Annotated in this window: 13 protein-coding genes and 1 CRISPR repeat array (1 of these 14 only partly in view); all 13 genes read right to left on the bottom strand. The window is 40.2% G+C overall.

From position 1 onward, the window contains the following. Positions 1 to 2085: a CRISPR direct-repeat array (repeat unit 37 nt; unit sequence GTCTTGATAGTCTTACTGACTGAATATGTATAGATAC) (it extends 464 nt beyond the left edge of the window). A gap of 172 nt (positions 2086 to 2257) precedes the next feature. Next, positions 2258 to 3478 carry a CRISPR system precrRNA processing endoribonuclease RAMP protein Cas6 gene (gene cas6 / locus HQ39_RS00645; protein ID WP_052079274.1) on the bottom strand — a complete coding sequence of 407 codons (1221 nt, stop codon included), beginning with the start codon at positions 3476 to 3478 and terminating at the stop codon, positions 2258 to 2260. Continuing rightward, positions 3456 to 4214 carry a type III-B CRISPR module RAMP protein Cmr6 gene (gene cmr6, locus HQ39_RS00640; protein WP_036862694.1) on the bottom strand — a complete coding sequence of 253 codons (759 nt, stop codon included), beginning with the start codon at positions 4212 to 4214 and terminating at the stop codon, positions 3456 to 3458. The genes cas6 and cmr6 overlap by 23 nt, the downstream gene beginning before the upstream one ends. Beyond that, a complete protein-coding gene (gene cmr5 / locus HQ39_RS00635; protein WP_036862691.1) occupies positions 4211 to 4648 on the bottom strand; it encodes a type III-B CRISPR module-associated protein Cmr5 in 438 nt (145 codons plus the stop codon). Before cmr5 ends, cmr6 begins: the two co-directional genes overlap by 4 nt. After that, positions 4641 to 5351 (bottom strand): type III-B CRISPR module RAMP protein Cmr4, encoded by a 711-nt coding sequence (gene cmr4 / locus HQ39_RS00630; RefSeq protein WP_036862689.1) that lies wholly within the window; start codon positions 5349 to 5351, stop codon positions 4641 to 4643. The genes cmr5 and cmr4 overlap by 8 nt, the downstream gene beginning before the upstream one ends. A 13-nt stretch (positions 5352 to 5364) precedes the next feature. Then, on the bottom strand, positions 5365 to 6555 hold the full coding sequence (cmr3, locus tag HQ39_RS00625) for a type III-B CRISPR module-associated protein Cmr3 (protein WP_036862687.1): 1191 nt from the start codon (positions 6553 to 6555) through the stop codon (positions 5365 to 5367). Position 6556: 1 nt separating this feature from the next. Beyond that, the gene (gene cas10, locus HQ39_RS00620; protein WP_262498697.1) at positions 6557 to 8245 is read right to left on the bottom strand and encodes a type III-B CRISPR-associated protein Cas10/Cmr2; all 1689 of its coding nucleotides are present in this window, start codon (positions 8243 to 8245) and stop codon (positions 6557 to 6559) included. Continuing rightward, entirely contained in the window at positions 8220 to 9458 is a 1239-nt protein-coding gene (locus HQ39_RS00615; RefSeq protein ID WP_036862684.1) for a hypothetical protein, read from the bottom strand. Before HQ39_RS00615 ends, cas10 begins: the two co-directional genes overlap by 26 nt. A 286-nt stretch (positions 9459 to 9744) precedes the next feature. Beyond that, positions 9745 to 11241 carry a hypothetical protein gene (locus tag HQ39_RS00605; RefSeq protein ID WP_235317625.1) on the bottom strand — a complete coding sequence of 499 codons (1497 nt, stop codon included), beginning with the start codon at positions 11239 to 11241 and terminating at the stop codon, positions 9745 to 9747. Between the two features lie 1090 nt (positions 11242 to 12331). Further along, positions 12332 to 13558: a DUF4857 domain-containing protein gene (locus tag HQ39_RS00600; RefSeq protein WP_036862677.1), complete on the bottom strand. Its 1227-nt coding sequence runs from the start codon at positions 13556 to 13558 to the stop codon at positions 12332 to 12334. A gap of 36 nt (positions 13559 to 13594) precedes the next feature. Further along, positions 13595 to 14275 (bottom strand): hypothetical protein, encoded by a 681-nt coding sequence (locus tag HQ39_RS00595; RefSeq protein ID WP_036862675.1) that lies wholly within the window; start codon positions 14273 to 14275, stop codon positions 13595 to 13597. Positions 14276 to 14286: 11 nt separating this feature from the next. After that, entirely contained in the window at positions 14287 to 15177 is an 891-nt protein-coding gene (locus tag HQ39_RS00590) for an ABC transporter ATP-binding protein (RefSeq protein WP_036862672.1), read from the bottom strand. 69 nt (positions 15178 to 15246) lie between these two features. After that, on the bottom strand, positions 15247 to 16836 hold the full coding sequence (locus HQ39_RS00585; protein ID WP_036862670.1) for a DUF6850 family outer membrane beta-barrel protein: 1590 nt from the start codon (positions 16834 to 16836) through the stop codon (positions 15247 to 15249). An 88-nt stretch (positions 16837 to 16924) separates the two neighbouring features. Then, the gene (locus tag HQ39_RS00580) at positions 16925 to 18373 is read right to left on the bottom strand and encodes a DUF4876 domain-containing protein (protein WP_036862669.1); all 1449 of its coding nucleotides are present in this window, start codon (positions 18371 to 18373) and stop codon (positions 16925 to 16927) included. Between the last annotated feature and the right edge of the window lie 23 nt (positions 18374 to 18396).

The following is an 18396-nucleotide window of genomic DNA, read 5'->3' as shown; positions in this document are numbered from 1 at the left end:
ATGTATAGATACAAAACAAAAATAAAAATTTTGATACTCGGCATTATTAGTCTTGATAGTCTTACTGACTGAATATGTATAGATACCGAAGGAGCAGGCAGTCCTGAAAAATTAAATAGAATAGTGTCTTGATAGTCTTACTGACTGAATATGTATAGATACAGGACAATCCGAAGAGAGGCACACCATACCCCATCATCGTCTTGATAGTCTTACTGACTGAATATGTATAGATACTACAATGTTCCTCTTATCAAAAAACTTACAAATATAGCGTCTTGATAGTCTTACTGACTGAATATGTATAGATACACTTGAAAGTCTACAAAGAGAAAAAAGAAAAATTCGTCTTGATAGTCTTACTGACTGAATATGTATAGATACTTGAACTCTCTGCTTAATCCCAAACGGGAAGGGGTCTTTCGTCTTGATAGTCTTACTGACTGAATATGTATAGATACTCAGCTTGTCATCGCTCACACCGAGCGAATTGACGTCTTGATAGTCTTACTGACTGAATATGTATAGATACTCCAATACATCAAGGAGAATTTTTGATCAACCAAGAGTCTTGATAGTCTTACTGACTGAATATGTATAGATACTGTTCAGTGAGTTTGAAGTCTATCTAGTAACTAGAGGTCTTGATAGTCTTACTGACTGAATATGTATAGATACTGTAGGATGGATGAAGAGAATGAGAATAACATTCTCGTCTTGATAGTCTTACTGACTGAATATGTATAGATACTAAGCCTGAGAAACCAAGGCGGAGAAGAGGGCATTCGTCTTGATAGTCTTACTGACTGAATATGTATAGATACCGGTCAACTTCAAACTAAAACTAACAACCCCAAAAAGTCTTGATAGTCTTACTGACTGAATATGTATAGATACGACAATCCAAGAAGGGAAGCCCTCTTCCCTATCCGTCTTGATAGTCTTACTGACTGAATATGTATAGATACCTGAAGGTATCTATAAACCCAACTCCAGTCCCTGAAGTCTTGATAGTCTTACTGACTGAATATGTATAGATACGCCTTTGAGGTAGAAAATACAATCACAGGAGGATTCGTCTTGATAGTCTTACTGACTGAATATGTATAGATACACGGATTTGCTCAAAGTACAGATTCTCTATTACAGTCTTGATAGTCTTACTGACTGAATATGTATAGATACCATCATCTCTTGGCAAGCAGGAGGCAATGAAAAAATGTGTCTTGATAGTCTTACTGACTGAATATGTATAGATACTTATAGTAACACATACTATGATCGTTATATTTCCGTCTTGATAGTCTTACTGACTGAATATGTATAGATACGCAACCCTGACCATTACAGGCAAAAAAGAGGGTGAAATCGTCTTGATAGTCTTACTGACTGAATATGTATAGATACAAAAATTTAAAGCGATTTGGTGGTACGGAAAAAGGTCTTGATAGTCTTACTGACTGAATATGTATAGATACTAGATGAACAACAGGAGAGAGGATATCTTGAGCAAAGCAGCGTCTTGATAGTCTTACTGACTGAATATGTATAGATACATGGCATATTACAATCTCGTCTCTTTAAGGACTTTTCTGTCTTGATAGTCTTACTGACTGAATATGTATAGATACGGAACCGAGAGCCACTCTCAGAAGGCTTTCCCCAAACAGTCTTGATAGTCTTACTGACTGAATATGTATAGATACCAAGTGACGGTTACAGCTACTGCCAACAGTGGTTATAAATTCGTCTTGATAGTCTTACTGACTGAATATGTATAGATACAGATACAACCCAGGTTCAAGCTGGGTCCGACCTTTTAAGTCTTGATAGTCTTACTGACTGAATATGTATAGATACAACAGCTCTCTGAGCCTTTGAAGGGGAACCTCAAAACGGGTCTTGATAGTCTTACTGACTGAATATGTATAGATACAGTATTTGAAAAAATTATACGAACTAGAGGGTTTTTTTACGTCTTGATAGTCTTACTGACTGAATATGTATAGATACTCATTAACAAGAATAAAACATAAAAGCTATGAAAAGTCTTGATAGTCTTACTGACTGAATATGTATAGATACAATTTGATTATCAACGATATACAAAAAAGTAAATTCGCAACTCTCTGATTATAAACAAGCAAAATAATTTCGAAAATACCGATATATAACTGCGCATGTGTCGTCAATATATCTCATAGAAAGATTATACTTTCTTGATTGACAAAGATATCCCGCCGGCTATCTAAAATTCCTATTCAAGAAGTAAAGGCTCTCCGTTCCGAAGAATGAGGATATTGTTCTTGGAGCAGTACTTTATCATGTTACCGCTTAGAGTAACACCTTCTGCCTCTATAGAGATCTCCCTTACTTTCGGAGCCGGCAGCTCTCTCACTATCCGGTTATCCTTGCGAATCAGTATAGTATCCCTGCTTATGCCGATAGCAGAACCCTCTTCCTCTATAACAACAGGAGCAAAGGAGTGAGGGCTTCTTCTCCGTTCTCGGAAAGAAGAAACCGACATCTCTTTAAGGGAATCCCCTTGCTCTGCTACGATCTGTCCGTTACCCGATACGGTGTGAGTACCAATATGCACCCAATGAGCCACAGCCAGCATGGCAGCTGCAACAGGATGATAGGAAGTGCGGTAGTGAAGCTGTCCCAAAATACCGGACATATCGTAGTGTCTGTTCTCCTTTATGGTAGACTTACGCGGCATGCTTACTTGGGAGAGTAGCAGATCGTCCCTGTCCGGAAAGATGTATGGCTCTATCTGCATGCGCTCATCGGTAAGGAGATAGTGCCGGTAGAGGTCGTGAAGTCTCCGAGATACCCGGTTCATGAGACGAGAATATGGAATGAGATCGGTAAGGATATGGTCTATCTTGAGCGTCGTGGGCGAAAGGAAGCGAATGGTAAGGATATCCTCCCATTTCGGTGCATGCTTCAAGAAGAAACGGATATCGAGCCGAGCATTCTCTGCTTTCAGATCGGTCTGATACTTGTCCGTTGCCGGGTCGAGCAGCTGATAGGAGTGGTAAGAGAGATGGTTCTCGTGAAAGAAGTTGTACTTCTGCCATTCGGGAAGAAAACGAAGGAATTCATCTACCGGTGCGGCATCTTTTGCCACTATGGTGATATAGAGATCCAACGGCTCTCTACGGGCTATGCGATGCCGATTGGGCTTGTCGGCACGGATAACAATCCGGGAAGAGATAGTGGATGCCTTCTCTTCTTCTCCTCTTGTACTCTCCGGCTTGAAAAGATCGGAGTAGAGATGCGAAAAGGTTTTGCTGTTTTTGAGAGCATTGCCCAAAGCAAAGCGAGGCAGGAAGTACCACTTGCCCTTAAACTCCACCTCCTTTTGTGATACAAACCTTACCCGAAAATGGTAAGCAGAGAACTCCCGAAGAAATATAGGGAGTTCTTCTGCTTTAATACCGGTATCAGGACTATTTATCTGTAAACTGTCCATATCCTACGTTGGTTTTTGCTCCGAGTCCGAACGTCAGTATGATCTCCCGGAACAGTTTTTCCTTAGCTTCCGCCGTAAAAGAGCCATTGTTCCTGAATAGAAAACGGAATCGGTAAGTAACACCGGGATTTACTCTGAGGAAACGTACCGGATTGGGATCTTTTAATGGATTTTCGTGATGCGTAATATAATCGTCTCCAAAGAGAGAAGAATCACCACTTACGGAGACAGGATAAGCATCCAGAAAAATATCCCTATCGTAGATAGACTTCCCTTCACCTTCAAAGATCTCTTTTATAAACTCTTCTTTTTTCCAACCGCTCCACACTTTTTGTTCGTCTCCTTCCTTATATTCGAGAAAATCCCACTCTTCAATGGCAGACCTCAACGCACCCTTTATGGAAGATCCGGGTATAACGGGCAGACCGGAAGTGTAATCAAAGTACATCCCAAGGTTGTAAACCTCTGGTGCGTTATCTTCCTTCGGCTCATTCTTAGGTTTGTTTATCTCATGGTGATAGCCCACGCCACACAGCAAACCCGGATAGCAAGTCGTTAGCTCAAAACCCATCCCCCCCTCAACTTCCTCTTTATAGGGAAGAGTGGCTCCCTTTAGTTTATTCTTTAGTTTATCATTCTTCTCTTTATTGAACTTCGAGAAGTTAGTCACAATACCCTTGCTATTGAGATTTATTGTATCAAAATACTCTTGGTAGTACCAGTGTCCAAAATTCATCGTTCACCCCCTTTCTGTTGTTCCGTTTCGTCTTTCTTGGACTCTTCAACGACAAAAGTTCGAAGAGCCAACTTGAGAGCAACTGCATACTCAAGTATTTTGTACTCCCACTCCTTTGCTTTGGGCTTTAACTGTTCTATGCTTCCCCCTTCTTTGCCTATTATAAGCCGGATAATGTCTGTGGAAAATTCATCAATCCCCTTTTTCTCTTCGCCCACTGCCATATAGTATAAAGCTCTGAGCCATAGAGTTCGCTCATCCTTATTGTAGAATATGAGTGTAGGGAGGAGTCCCGACTGAACTATATTAGGACCAAGCGCATTGATGTACCCCTCGTGGACTTTCTTAAACTTCTTATCCTTACCAACAATACCCACTTCTTCAATGGCCTGCATAGCCTTAGGAATCAAATTCTGTATGACTTTCTTATTCATTTTTGAGAGGATCTTTAATATTAGTAATCTTGCAAAAGCCGTAACCAATAGAACCATTAGCGCCTATTTGGATGACTCCCTTTTGGATTATCTCGTTGAAACTCGCAAAAATCTTTTCATTATCGTAAGATACGAAGAAGACAAAACGGCTCTCGGCAGGCACGACCTCTTCGTACCATAAGTTTTCACTCTTCCCATTGTCCAATTTATTACGGGCTATGACCGGGAGTTGCTCAAGATCCTCATTGGATAAATCCCTTTCAGTCCCTTCAGGTAACATCTCTTCAATATTCGATGGAGCGGAAAGAAGGTTTGCTAACTCCTTTATAGGCTCTTTCAGGGTTTCGTTTGTTTTAAGCGTATAAGAAGTAGGCTTGTCTTGTTTCGTCCGAATAGGATAGGCTAATAGGTTGGCTTGGAAGAACGTAAAGTTACCAATGCTATGCTCTTTTTCATTTTCCTGATTCCTGTTTTCTTTTTTCTCATCCCTATTCACATCAGCTCCAAACACGTGCTTGATGTCGGCAAAGCTATGCTTCAAAAAGAATTGTCTCAAAGCCCCTTTAAGGCTAGAGGAGTAAATGCAGGGCATCTCTGTGGTTACATCTCGTTGTACACATTTGTCCACCACTTCGTAAGTGGCATCTCCCTTACCCACATGCATATTGGTAAGGCAACGGATCATATAAGTTGCTGTTTTCATATTCTGATTGTTGTTATTCTTTTGTTTTTGTTGGTTCTATAATGATGGCATGATTATAGCCGATGGTATGGAAGTTATTGATGTTTTCCTCTTTGTTGACTTCTTCCTTGAGGTGCTTACAGAATAGTTCCGCTTGCTCTTTAGTATCAAAGTAAAACACGGAGCCTCTAGTGTATAGTTCATTTTGATGACTTAGGGCAGTTCCTGCTTCTTTGAGGTATTGTTTCTGTCTCTTCTTCTCCTTGTTGTAGAACTTTTTTGTCCCTATGTGAGTGAGTAAACAAGCAAAGTCTTTTACCTCCGTACTTGCGAATATCACCTCGCCAAAGTGATTAGGCTCAATCATAGCATCGGACAGGAGTACTACGGTATAGTGCTTTTCATCGCTCGTAAGAGAGGTGCTCTCAATAGTGAGGTTGAGGGTCTCTTCGCTTACCTCCATAAGGAAAGGCTGTCGTTCTCCACCGAGGTAGACAACTCTCTTATCTAACTCTTTGTATCTTATATCTTTGTGGGTCTCCAAAAGTAGTGCAAAGCAGAAGTCGTGCTCTCTTACGAGCGGTTGCTTGCACTGCTCAGTCTTTTCGCCCTTTACCTTTTTGAAGTTGTTGAAGCGATAGTATCTCTGACGAAAGAAAGCATCATCGTTAGTCGCTCCTTCATAATCTTTGCGTATCCCGATACGCTCATCTTTTGTGAAGAAGTCCTCTTCGTTAAGGAGCGTATGGCTTTTGGAAGATAGCCAGCAAGATGCCATGCCTTTCTTGGATTTGTATTTACTAAAGATAGGAGGGCATCCATCCTCACAAGAGAGGTGTAAGAGTTCATATAGGTCTTCTCCTTTCTCCTTTTGAAACCGTCTACCCACAGGTAGGAAGTACTCATCCTTATTCTTCTTATCTATGATAAAGACAGGGGAGAGCGACTCGATAATACCAAACTGCAACTTCTTCTCAGCGAATGGAGAGAAGCTCTGTTCGCCAATCAGTTCTGCAGCTTTCTCTTTGTCTTGTATTTTATTATTCTTGAAGACTTCCTCTCCTGCTATTTGCAATAGTTGATAACGCAAAAGCCCCAACAAGGCAGTTTGCTGTGGGAAGAGGGAGGAATACACAAAGTAGTTGGCATTGTCATCGCCAAACGTTTTCTTCTGCCCAAAGAAAAACTTATCCAATGGCGTAAGCTTAATAAGATAGGTAGACATATTATTTCTCTGTTTTAGAAGTTACAAATTGACAGTAGCGTAAGATGCCGTGGAGCAATTTTTTGTTGTCAGAGAATTTTCCGGGAGTATCTTCGGAATGATGCATAGAGTGGATAAACTCCTTGAGGAGCTCGAAAAATTCTTTGTTCTCCTTGTGAATCTCTTCGTCAAAAAAGTTGTCAAAGACCGCATTGATACGCTCTCGAGATTGGGTAACCTCCTCAGTGAAAAGTATCTCATACATCTCTTCTATCCAATAGATAAGACTATTGAGCATATTCCCATCGCCTTTGAAAGCTCGTACAAGCTCGACAGTCTTTCCATACAAGCTTTCCTTTCGATCAGTCTCATCAGTACTGCTATGCTTACACGGCAGCAGGAACTCTATCTTCTGCCCACTGTGTTTCTGTATGGATATAGCTACGGCATCTTTCTTGTTCTTGTTTTTGTTTTCCTTTTCCTCTTTCTCTTCCTTTGCTTTCCTTAACATACTATCGGCCATGTCTATTGCCTCTGACATGGGACTCTTGTAGTAAAAGATACTTACTCCGTAAGACATCGATAGACCTGTACCTATCTTCTTTTGGATAAATAAGTCATCTATCTTCTTGATAAGGTGGAATACATCCTTCTCAATATCACCCTCTAATACAGGAGCAAAAAGAAAGAGATCATCCCCTCCGATATAGACAGGTATAGCCTTTGTTTTCTGTATTAACTCATCGGCCACCTCGACAGAGAACTCGAAGAATGATTTCATAAATCTGCTTAGCTTATTTTCCTTTTCCTCGTCTACTTTAAGGTTTTCGATGTATGTCCCAAAGCCATCTCCATCCGCCTTTATGACTGCCAAATACTTGTAGCAGTTTCGAAATTCTGTCTTTGAGGTTAATTGGGTGTACTCTACCTCTCCCTTCTCATCTTTGGGAGGATTTTGTTCCCATCCCGATACAGCTATCTCTGAAGTGCTGGGGAAAGCTCTCTTTTTTGTAGAAGACTCCTTTAAGTCTTTATTTGAACCACTTGAAGAAGTATTCTCCTTGGAATAATCTTCTAAGAACGAATTCTTCGAAGCCTCGATAAAGAGCTCCATATAATCTTCATCGGTGTGTGAGGTGGCTTTGTTGAACAACTCCTGTGTGTCTAAGTATTTATTGAGTTGCTCCAAAATGCTACAATCGGAGCTAAGCTCTACCGTTATGCAGGAGATAGAGAGGTAATTCTCTAAGTACTCGCAAATATACTTCTCGTCCTTCGAAGCAGCATTGCTATACCGACTTTTTATTTCTTCAAACTCTCTTCCACTTTTGGGCAATATTCTCTCTTTTTCCTTCCGAAAAGTCTCCTTGAATTTCTCAGCAAGTCCACAGAAGATTTCTCTTTTTATTTCTTTGATTTTTTCCTCTTCAAGCTTCCTTTCAGCAAAAAGTCTATCGGGGAATAAGCCCACCTTTTTAGAAATCTGCTTAAAATCAAAAAAGTCCTTAAAAATGTCATCCTTGGGTTGTATCGGAGAGATGATATTTATCTCTTTTTCGGGCATCCTTTCGAGCAATTCCCCCATTATCCAAGAGAAGAGGTAGCTCGCTGTCCAAAAGGACCTCACGCTTCGAGCCTTGTCTAAGGTTTTACCTATCGGCCCAATGGTTATTGCTGTGTATACTTTATTTTTTATTTCCTTCGAGTTCATCGTGAAGTTCTTTATGAAGTTTATTGTAAATAGCTTTTATATCATTGAAAATATCCTTACCCTCTTTCATTGCTGTTGATTTTCTTTGTTCCGGATCTATATTTGAGAATATATACCTAAGAGCTTTTTTCAAATCAATATTCGTTGGAACTTTCAAGATGAGGGGCTTCTCTCTGAGAGGAGTAGCATTTTCTTTGTGTAGAGCTTTCACGCAAACTTCGCTACCTAAAAAGTCGTTCCATCCAGAAGATTCCGGGAAGACATCAAAAAACACAGTAAAATTATTGCCAAAGCAAATAGGCTTGAACTGGATGGGAGACTTCAAACGAGAAAACTCTTCTACCCCTTTATCCGTTTCCTTTTTGCAAGTCTTCTTGACCTGATACTCTTTGCCTCGTGCTTCATCGGTAGAGAAACCTAATAGATCTCTAAAATCGTATTTCTCTTTAGAAGAAATATCTTCTATTTTATGCCTCTTCTTTTCCTCTTCAAGTTGCTGAGGAAAGAAATACTCTTTGATGCTCTTTTTGTCCCATTGTTTATTTAGAACGGTCGTTACGTAGTAATGTAGTGCCGACTTGAAGTAAAGGATACTTGTCTTTTGTTCTCCTTTCCCTCTATACTCGTTTATACCACTTCTAAGGCTTTTATAAAAGTAGTTTATTCTATTCATAACCTCTTTGTAGTCGTCGCCCGAAACATCGAAGGAGTATTTATAGACATCTCTAATTCCCTTTTTTCCATCGCTCATTACTGTAAACGAACCGTATCCTTTGGATTGTCTTGTACCAAAGTTGTGAAGTTGAAAGAACCGAACAATGGACTGCTCTATACAACCTTTTAGAACCTCATCCTTTACCAATATGATTATCTTCACACTCTCTGCCGTAGCCAATCGTTTGGGCTTTTTTGCTTTTATGTTTCCAAAGTACATAGGTGCACTTTCTGCATCTATGTCTTTAAAATCTACATTATGAGCTATAATCCTCATTTTGTAGTCAAGACTTTTTCGAAACTCTTTGGCTTCTTTCTTTTCTTTATCTTCTTCTCTCTCCTTAATAACACTCTTAGGAAGTTTTTCTTTGTGTTCTTTCAAGATAAACTTATCAAGCTTTGGTTTGACCTCCGATGCACGAAGTGTTGCCCCTTTATCATTCGCCTGAAAGTGAATGATAGGGGTATGTTGAATGAGTTCAAATGTTAGTCTTTGCATACCTTTATTAGTTATGTTTTAATTATTACTCTCAGTGCTTATCTCTGCAAGACTTAATGATTTCCTCATTGGACTTTAGTACAGATTGTATTACTCTCTGCCAATCAGCATGATTATTTAAGATCGCATCCTGACGAAATTTATCAATCTTTCTCTCATGCTCCAGCTCTTCTTTTCGGATCTTTAGTTTTATACATCTGTCAATCCAAACAAATGCAATAGAGGCTATTGCTAAAATCAAAATAGCAACACAACAACATACACAACAAATAACATTCATAGCTTTTTATTTTTTATGAGTTAAGTAATATCGAATAGGGACAAATAGGCACAAAGCCATAACAAGAAGTGTTACAATATCTCCTGCATGCCATTGGATGTATAAGTCACTACCAAGGAATTCAGAAAAGATTCCTCCCTTTGCAAATGTATTTATTCCCAAAACTCCTGTTAATAGCCCTAAAGGCAGATACAGATTGGCAATTCTATTTAGCTTACTCTGTTCATCTATATCCAAGTAACCAAACAGCTCTGTCATTTCGCCTTCTAAGGCCTTGGTATCACGCTCAATATTCATATTCTTTTGGAACATCTCATACATCTCCATACCTTGTATTTGCGATGTAACCTCTCGGAAATAGAGTTCGTTCAAAAAACGAATATAGTTTTCATAAAGCTCCTTGATATTGCTACCGGCTTTCCTCTTTCCCCTACGAATCTGACTTGTAAGATAGGATATCTCTCCGCTAAATCTTAGGACAGAAGCACGCTGCACCAAACACAAAATAGCCATCTGATAGTACATACTCATAAAATGTCCTTCTATAACATCCCAACCTATGGTGTATACAGCAGAATCTCTCGTAATACCAATCAGGGTACCAGCCTCTATCCATCTCTCATAAGAGCATCTTTTGATCTCTTCCAACTGCAGACGATCACTTGCTACCCCCTTAAAGAGTCCGTCTCCGAACAGATAGCGATACCAGAAATCTCTTTTCTTTCCAACTTCGTATGCATATCCCATCTCCGGCAAAAAGCATAGTCCCCCTTGTATTTTTTCTTCTCTTGAAAAATTCCTTTCACTTTCTTTTAAACTCTCAGCTAGTTCTCTACTATAAAAACAGCTTAAAAAATACATCCTGTCATCCATGACCGGAGATATTCTAATTCGCCCTGTCTCTTCATCGCTATTTCTAAAGACAAACTTACACCGGTCATCTCCGAGTTTATCCGTTGGCTTATAACCAAAAACCTGACGAATATGATCCGGAGGTAAAAATATATCGGTATGATTTATGGGCTGTTCAAACTGACTGAAGTCATCATAAAAGCTCATATCTCCAATACTTCCGGAGATAGAGTTTGCCAAGAAAGTTGTTTTTGCTTTTAAGCGATCATCCGAAGCCATAAACTGAGGATAGAGACGACGTCCAAAATCGTTTATACGTAAAATATCTTCCTCCTCAACATATTTATCATTATACAGAGAGAAAGAAATAACACCGACACCCGTATTAAAAGCATGAAGAGAGACACTTTCAAGTCTTAATTCATAGGTTACAGACAAAGAACCCGTATTTATATCTATACAGTAACGTCCTCCATCAACCTCCAATTCATAAAAATAGATCGATCTATTTTCTTTGGTACCGTAGAGTGCTTTTCGAGCAAATGGGTGAAAATAAACATACTCGCTATAATGCTCTGCGGAAAGACCTATCTCAAAATAGCGTCGTTTCAAAGGACTGACCTTTGTAAATAGTCGGTCAAAAGCATCCAAATCGGTTCGTTTACCATACGATGTATTCTTCTTTTTGCCGGAAGGGTGGTCTATATAGTCCCACTGAAAAGGGAATATAAAAATATGTCTGCTATGTTTAGGTGTTTCCATAAAGGTGGATATTTAATACGTTTTTGAAAAAAACTCTGAACTCTTCTACCTTCTTCCCTTATTTCTGCCTTTCATAATAGTTAGAGGTATCCAAAAGAAAAAAGTAGAGATTCCATAAGCACTCAACAAAAGCAAAAATAAACAAAAATATCAACTCATTCAAGGGGTTTTCTTCTATTTATATCTTTTTCATTTCAAACTTTTCTCTTACACATTTTCTCTCCTACAAACCCAAAACAATGGCAATAAATTTGACATAAAGAGGAGGTCAAAAAGAGAGTATTTGTGGTATGGAATATATAAAAATGAGGCTTTAGAATTTTCCGGAACAGGTTACCTCGCTCTCTCTTTGGAAAGATGCGGAGGGAGAAGATATAGGATAACAGACTCATAATAAGAGCAATACAGAAAATTCAAAACTTGAGAAAAATTTTTTCTTTGGGCGTCTGATCGCTCTCTCCTGAGTTAACAAAGCAAAAATTAAAGCTATTCAAATGTAAATAAAAACTAATGCAAAATCTAAGACAAAAATGCTCTTTTTGTAGAGAAAAACGCTAACTCTCTAATAATCAATAGCATCAATAAAATTTCTAAACACGTTAATCGAATCCGGTAAACGTGTTTAATGAAATCACTAAACGTGTTCATTGAAAAATTAAACACGTTAAGCCGAAACAATATGCTCGTTTACCGTTTTTACTTAACAGGCATCAAAATTTATGTTAATAAAATGGGCAGATTTAACAGTTTGCTCGTGCTCTGAGAACACCCCCTCCGAGCAAAATAGAAAAAGGGATGAAGAAGAGATGGAATGTATAAAAATGAATTGAGAGACGATATTTTCCTTTTTCATTATTCTCTTCTAATAAAAAAGTCATCGGTCAAGAAAGAATAATTTTTCTTGACCGATGACTTTCCGGAAACACTCCTTTTTGAGAGTTCCTTGTGAACCACTAAAGAGTAATCCGATAAAGAAAATTTAAGATCTCTTTCCCAATAATATCAATGCCATGAAGCCATAAATTCCGGATAATAGAATCAAGGCGGAAGATAGGGCTAAGAGTGGTAAGGTAACTCGCTTTCTATACCGGATGAAATATATCAGAGCCAGGACAAGAGAGAGTGCAAGGGTGTAAAGATTGCCGAGCTCGCCTCTCGGATAGACGTGTGTGCTCTCCCCCGAAGAGAAAGTAAGACGAAAAGGAAAAAGGATGTTGCCGATCTGCTCTACCTTGTCTGTCTCAAACTTGATGGTATGACTCGCCACCTGATTGCCACTTTCGGTCTCTATGGCAATAAAGGAAACGCCATCGTTTTGCTGAATACGATAAGTGGTGTAGAACATATTCCCTATTGCCATCCAGCCTTCTTGGGTGTGTTTGAGTTTGGGTAGATCCACCTTCTGAAACGAGTATGGCTGATGCTTCAAGAAGTAGAGTGCGCCATCTTCGGTATAGATGTAGGCGAGCTTGGAACGGTCTGTAAATCCGCACAGCTCCATATATAGAATCGGAGCAGAAAGGTTCTCTGTGGCAATCTGCTCTAAATAGGGTTTTCCCTCTACCTGCTTGAAGTGAAAGAGAGAACCTTTGGAGTCGAGCAGGAGATAACCTTCGTCATACTCCTTTCGAGCGTTTCCATTACCGGCTGTCTTATATATAGGAAAAGAGAGATTGGAGTTCAGAAAAACGGAGTTGAAGCGTTCGTTCTTTTCTTCATCAAGAGCATTGGTTTTGCCATTGATGAAACAAATTCTGTGATTTCTAAATACAAAAATATCTTCTGCCGGATTAAGATTGACACGTCCGGAGGCACTTTCGATCAGCTGATAGGCTTTTGGAGGTGTCCTGTTTATATCTTTAGGCGAAAACCTGTGAATAAAGTTGGTGGCTCGGACAGCCTGGAAGTTAATCTTTCTGCCCAGCAGTGTGTCGGGAAAGCGATTATCCGCGACCAGCTGTCTCGCATAAAAAGTGGGGAGGATGCTGTCGAACTCTACCTCTGTGTACTCTTTTGCCCCATCTATGGTACTTCTGAGAAGTTTATCGTCCTGCACTTCGGTTTTTACAAAAGTCTGTTCCACTTCACTGAACAGAACGAATGGGACTTTATCCGACCGAGTAAAAAGATAACCATAGAGCTGTGGCAAAAAATAGCTCATCAGCAATATGGCAACAGGTATGAGTATGAATCTTATATATTTCATGATGATACTAAGTCTTTTTTGAAAGATACAGGAGCACTAATAGACATATCCTCTTCTGAAACGATACACTGCATAAAGAGGTAAAAGAGCCGTAAACAGGAGGATAGATGAAAGCAAAATCAACATTCCGAATGTGTAGGCTTCGGGCGCAGTATCCAAAAAGAAGAGACTCTGAAGCCCCACAGAGATAAGAAGAGCTATGGCTCTCATACGCATATTACCTTCGAGAATGATCCAAGAAGTGAGAAAATAGGAGGAGAAACCGCCCAAGCACCAAGGGATAAGAGAGTAGAGAATGCGCCCTAAAAGCTCTGAGGGAAGATACATTCCGTAAGAAACAGCAGACCCAAGTAGCAGTAATAGGACAAAGAGCAGGATAAAACTTACTCCATAAGCCAACATATAGTAAGTGCTTCTAATGTCTGAAAGAGGCAGGTGAAGCGTCAGCTTGAGTCTCTTTTGCAGTACTTCCGGAATCATTTGGGCAGTGGCAAGAACAAATCCAAGAATCATCGGAATATATCTGAGGCGATCCACAAAAATGGCATCCCTCTCCAACATCACGGCCCATAAGTGAGCAGCATCCTGTATGCGCAGTGCTCTATGAAAGTTGTACAGTGTATAGAGAAGAAAAAGAAGAGCGGCAAGGAAAAGAACCACAGTGGTTACCCTGGTTTTAATCCACTCTTTATAGAGTAAGGAACGAAATAAATTCATCTTGTTTTGTGTTAATATTTACCGGTAAGACCTATGAAGATATCTTCCAATGAGAGGTTACGCTCTTCTTCTACTATGACCCTCTCTCCTCCGGAAAGGGTAGTAAGAAGCTGCTCTATCTCTTGAGAGGGTAAGAAACTAAAGAGTTCGACCCGCTTACTTAACAGCCTCGACGGCTGATAAAACGCTTCATGCTGTGGCAGATCGTCATGATGCCACTCAAAGGTATAGCGTCTGAATCTCTCCATAAGCTCGCCTACACTCTTCTGTACAATGATACCTCCATATCCCATTACGATACAATCGTCTATGAGTCTCTCCATATCCTGTATGATATGGGAGGTCAGAAAGATGGTTTTCTGCGTTCCGGCTGTGTACTCTTTCAGTATATCGGTAAAGAGTCTGCGGTAACCGGGATCCAATCCGAGCGAAAAATCGTCAAGGATAAGCAGATCCGGCTCTTGAGCCAATACTACACCAAGGGCCACTTGAGAACGCTGACCATTACTCATTGAGCCTATGGTCTGGCGAGGATTGACCTTTAGTCTGGAAGTGAGTGTATGGTATATCTCACTACTCCAAGCCGGATAGAATGCGCTGTAAAAACGCTCCAACTGCTCTATACGCATAAAGTTGTACTGAACGTGTCCCTCTATCAAAAGTCCTATACGGGCTTTAGTAGCAGGAGTAAGTCTGTGACACTCTTCTCCAAAAATGGTACACGATCCGGAAAGAGGCTTCAGGTAACCGTTCAGGATGTTTATGGTTGTCGTCTTTCCCGTTCCATTCTTTCCCAATAATCCCATGATTCGTCCCTGAGGAACAGAGAAGTTGAGATTTTCGTAGATGATACGCTTGCCGTAAGCATGAGACAACTGCTTACACTCAATAACATTAGACATAAAAGTGATTGTAATACACAATAAGTGATAAACTTTGAATACAAAAATGTATCGGGAGTCTTCGGGCAGTTAGAATGAATATGCAATGTTGCATGTTCCTTCGAGAGTCTGTCCTAATCCTCTCCAATGCAAAATCTGCACTGTTCCTCCCAAGACCACAGCATTTTGTTTTTTGGCTCCGACCGGTAGCCGAAACTCTTGTTGAAGAGCATAAGCATCATCCGCTCCACGCCTAAAGAGCAGACGATCTCGCTCTATTATATATGTGGGCTGCTCTTTATTGAGCTTCTGTTCGTATCGTCCGGAGATAAGATGCCTGCTTCTGAACATTGTATGGCTGTATAGTGTTTCGTTCCGGTTCTTCCAGCGCAGACTCAATACCGGAGAAAGGCTGCTTTTATCAAAGGATGAAAAAAGAGGTTCACTAAGATGACGAGCATTAAAGTGCTGTTTCTCGTAGTCCAGTGATGCGGAAAAGATGCTGTTTTGAAAATGTTGCAGCCACTTGATTCCGGCAGTTAGATCATACTGCGACTCGGCATAACTCTGCTGAGAAGCGACTAATACCGGTTTAGTCAAAGAGCTGTGTTCGTCTATCTGAACCCTCTTGTAGATTCTCTCTTCTCCCTCTTTGGTTTGTGTGGTGTATGTTCCGTGCAGGGATAGACGGGATCTGCTCCAAAACCAAATATCTGCCTGAAAATCGGTACTGATGCTTCGCCCTCTAAGTTCACTGAGATAAACACCGGCGTCTCTCGTCTCTAAACGGGAAGATGTTCGGAGGTAAGAGAACCCAAGCAAAGCATTTCGGGAAGGCAATATCCATGCTCCCCGTCCGGAAAGAGCCGTGTATTTGTGGCGGTAAGCTCCGTTATCATTTTTCCCTGAATACCTGAAGTTGTACTCTCCAAGAGGTCTCATGATATAAATGAGCTGAGATGAATGCGGCACCAAGACACTATAACTGAGTTGTTGTATCTCCTTTTGTATTGCCGTTCCTGCCGTTAAGATGCCGAAACGATTAAGATTCAAACTTACAGAAGATGCGCCATCAACGGTGGAAGATAGATTTTGAACTCGCGGATCTTTCCTGCTATACCGGATCTCTCCTTCGTATCCGGCAGAAAGACCGATAGAAAAAAGACGATTCAGTTTATATCCTGCATCAAAAGAGAGAGTATAGATCTCGGAGTTTGCATTCTGCCTTACGGTATCCGCTATAATGAATGGATAGAAACGATCCGAGTGATTGCTCAAATTGTGCGATAGCTCTTGCTCTCTCTTTTTTCTGAATTGTGCCATTCCTCTCAAGGAGAACAGCCTGCTATCTTTTGCTCCTTGAGCAAAAAGAAGATAAGAATCTTCCCTCTTTGGAATAGATGATAAGATGCTCGGATAAGAGCTTTTTGAGATATAAGAGACTCCTACATCGGATGGTTTTCCCTTAGGAGCAAAAACAAGAAGAGAGGGCAGCCGAAGCTGCTCACCCACAAGATAATGCAGAGAATCGCTTCTCCAAGTCCAATCAAGAGTAGACGGAAGAGAGGCAGAACTCCTCTGCTGACCTGAAGCCTGAGATACAGATGAAACTCCCAGTAAGACTGACAGCAGTAGAAATATTATTCTTCTGTTTGGATGAACGAGTCTCGGCAATACCATATCTTTTTTATTTAAGCCAAGTCCACCTCTTCCCTTTATTCCGAAAGAGGTGGCAGCTCGATGAGTTAGTTAAATAGATTATCCCGACTTACAGAAGAGAAGATGGTTTATCTCTTTCAAAGTCATTCTTAGAGTCGTTGGTATCTACGCATACAACGCGATTGTCCTTGTTTGTTGTCTTACGCTGTATGGTGAATCCTTTACCTGTCTCGGAACAGAAAGTATGAGACTTATCCACAGACGATGGCAATGCTTTTGTTATACCGTTTTCAGCGTTGAAAAGTTCCACACCATCCAATATCCAAGAAGTAGGAATTACAGGTCTCTTAATGGGAGGAATAGTAGGATTAGGGAATGGGAACATCTTTGCATGCTTCTCAAACAACTCTTCCTTGCTCATGTTCAACTTGAAGATAAAGTAAGATGTAAAGCCTCTTGAGTGCAAAGCTGTAATAGTTCTACTCGTTTTGAAAATGATCTCCATGTTAGGAACATCAGGATTGTCTGTTAACTGATAAAGATCATTAGGCTCAAACCACTCGAAGTTTGCTTTCTTCGACAAGTTCGGAGCATTGCTTGCAATCTCATTATGATTCTTAGCCTCCATACAGATCACAATCTCCTTACCCGGTTCCACAGGATACTTTGTCCCATCTCCCGGTATCATGAATGCAAAGTCTGCGACAACTTCATTAGGCAGATATTCACGATACTTATCACTTGAGATCTTAGTGTTTGAAGCAGTCCCTACAAAAACCAGCTTATCTGCGTATAGAGTTACATCCGAATTGTTACGGAGAATAAGGTAGTGCGCAAAGTTATAAGACTTCTTTGTCTCATTATTTGTGGCACCACTGTAAAATATCTCACTTATCACAAATGTACTACCTGTATGGCTAAGCAACATATCCATTACGATATTATCACTCTTCGGAGTAATAGCCACGTTGGAAAGTAAAGCTGTGTATGTGTATGTTGTTTTAACGCTACCCTCTGCCGTGATGTCGTACACACCATAAGGGATTAGCTCTTCTACCTTCTTATCTCCCTTGATACCTGTTATTAGAATCTCCTTGCCGGTATCCTTGTTAAGGATTTTAAGCGAGATGTTATCCAAGATATTCTTATCCCCTTCAGGCATTCTGAAAGAAAAGTTTACCGCAACGGTATTTTCGGGTATTTCTCTTTTAAGATCGATGGAAAGTTCTGTCAGCTTTTCTGTAATAGCGAAGTTTTCAATGGCTGCACTATACTTGTGTTTAGCATCTTTGCTTCCTTCTGCGCTGATATCATAGTTGCCAAGCTGAAGTTTTACTGTCTGCTTCTCGTTGCTTTTGAGATTATTCAGAACAATCTCCTGATTTGTGTTCTTGTTTACAAACTTAAGCGTTACATTGTCAAGGTTACCCTCAACATTTTCGGGAAGAGTAAAAGAAACAAGAAGATTCTTGTAAATAATCTCTTCGTGGTCTTTCTTACATCCCACTGTTGCTAAAGCTATCAGCATAGCAACCAAAAGAAATTTAATCTGTTTCATGAATTTTGTTTTATAGTTTATGA

This window comes from Porphyromonas sp. COT-108 OH2963, from assembly GCF_000768895.1.
GTDB classification, from domain to species: Bacteria; Bacteroidota; Bacteroidia; order Bacteroidales; family Porphyromonadaceae; genus Porphyromonas_A; species Porphyromonas_A canoris.
This window is presented reverse-complemented; position numbering and strand designations above follow the sequence as displayed.

What these genes read in the sequence shown, in the direction of transcription:
- cmr6 (WP_036862694.1), bottom strand. Translation starts at nt 4,214, where the DNA reads ATGAATTTTGGACACTGGTACTACCAAGAGTATTTTGATACAATAAAT.
- cas10 (WP_262498697.1), bottom strand. Translation starts at nt 8,245, where the DNA reads ATGAACTCGAAGGAAATAAAAAATAAAGTATACACAGCAATAACCATT.
- cas6 (WP_052079274.1), bottom strand. Translation starts at nt 3,478, where the DNA reads ATGGACAGTTTACAGATAAATAGTCCTGATACCGGTATTAAAGCAGAA.
- HQ39_RS00600 (WP_036862677.1), bottom strand. Translation starts at nt 13,558, where the DNA reads ATGAAATATATAAGATTCATACTCATACCTGTTGCCATATTGCTGATG.
- cmr3 (WP_036862687.1), bottom strand. Translation starts at nt 6,555, where the DNA reads ATGTCTACCTATCTTATTAAGCTTACGCCATTGGATAAGTTTTTCTTT.
- HQ39_RS00590 (WP_036862672.1), bottom strand. Translation starts at nt 15,177, where the DNA reads ATGTCTAATGTTATTGAGTGTAAGCAGTTGTCTCATGCTTACGGCAAG.
- HQ39_RS00585 (WP_036862670.1), bottom strand. Translation starts at nt 16,836, where the DNA reads ATGGTATTGCCGAGACTCGTTCATCCAAACAGAAGAATAATATTTCTA.
- HQ39_RS00615 (WP_036862684.1), bottom strand. Translation starts at nt 9,458, where the DNA reads ATGCAAAGACTAACATTTGAACTCATTCAACATACCCCTATCATTCAC.
- cmr4 (WP_036862689.1), bottom strand. Translation starts at nt 5,351, where the DNA reads ATGAAAACAGCAACTTATATGATCCGTTGCCTTACCAATATGCATGTG.
- cmr5 (WP_036862691.1), bottom strand. Translation starts at nt 4,648, where the DNA reads ATGAATAAGAAAGTCATACAGAATTTGATTCCTAAGGCTATGCAGGCC.
- HQ39_RS00595 (WP_036862675.1), bottom strand. Translation starts at nt 14,275, where the DNA reads ATGAATTTATTTCGTTCCTTACTCTATAAAGAGTGGATTAAAACCAGG.
- HQ39_RS00580 (WP_036862669.1), bottom strand. Translation starts at nt 18,373, where the DNA reads ATGAAACAGATTAAATTTCTTTTGGTTGCTATGCTGATAGCTTTAGCA.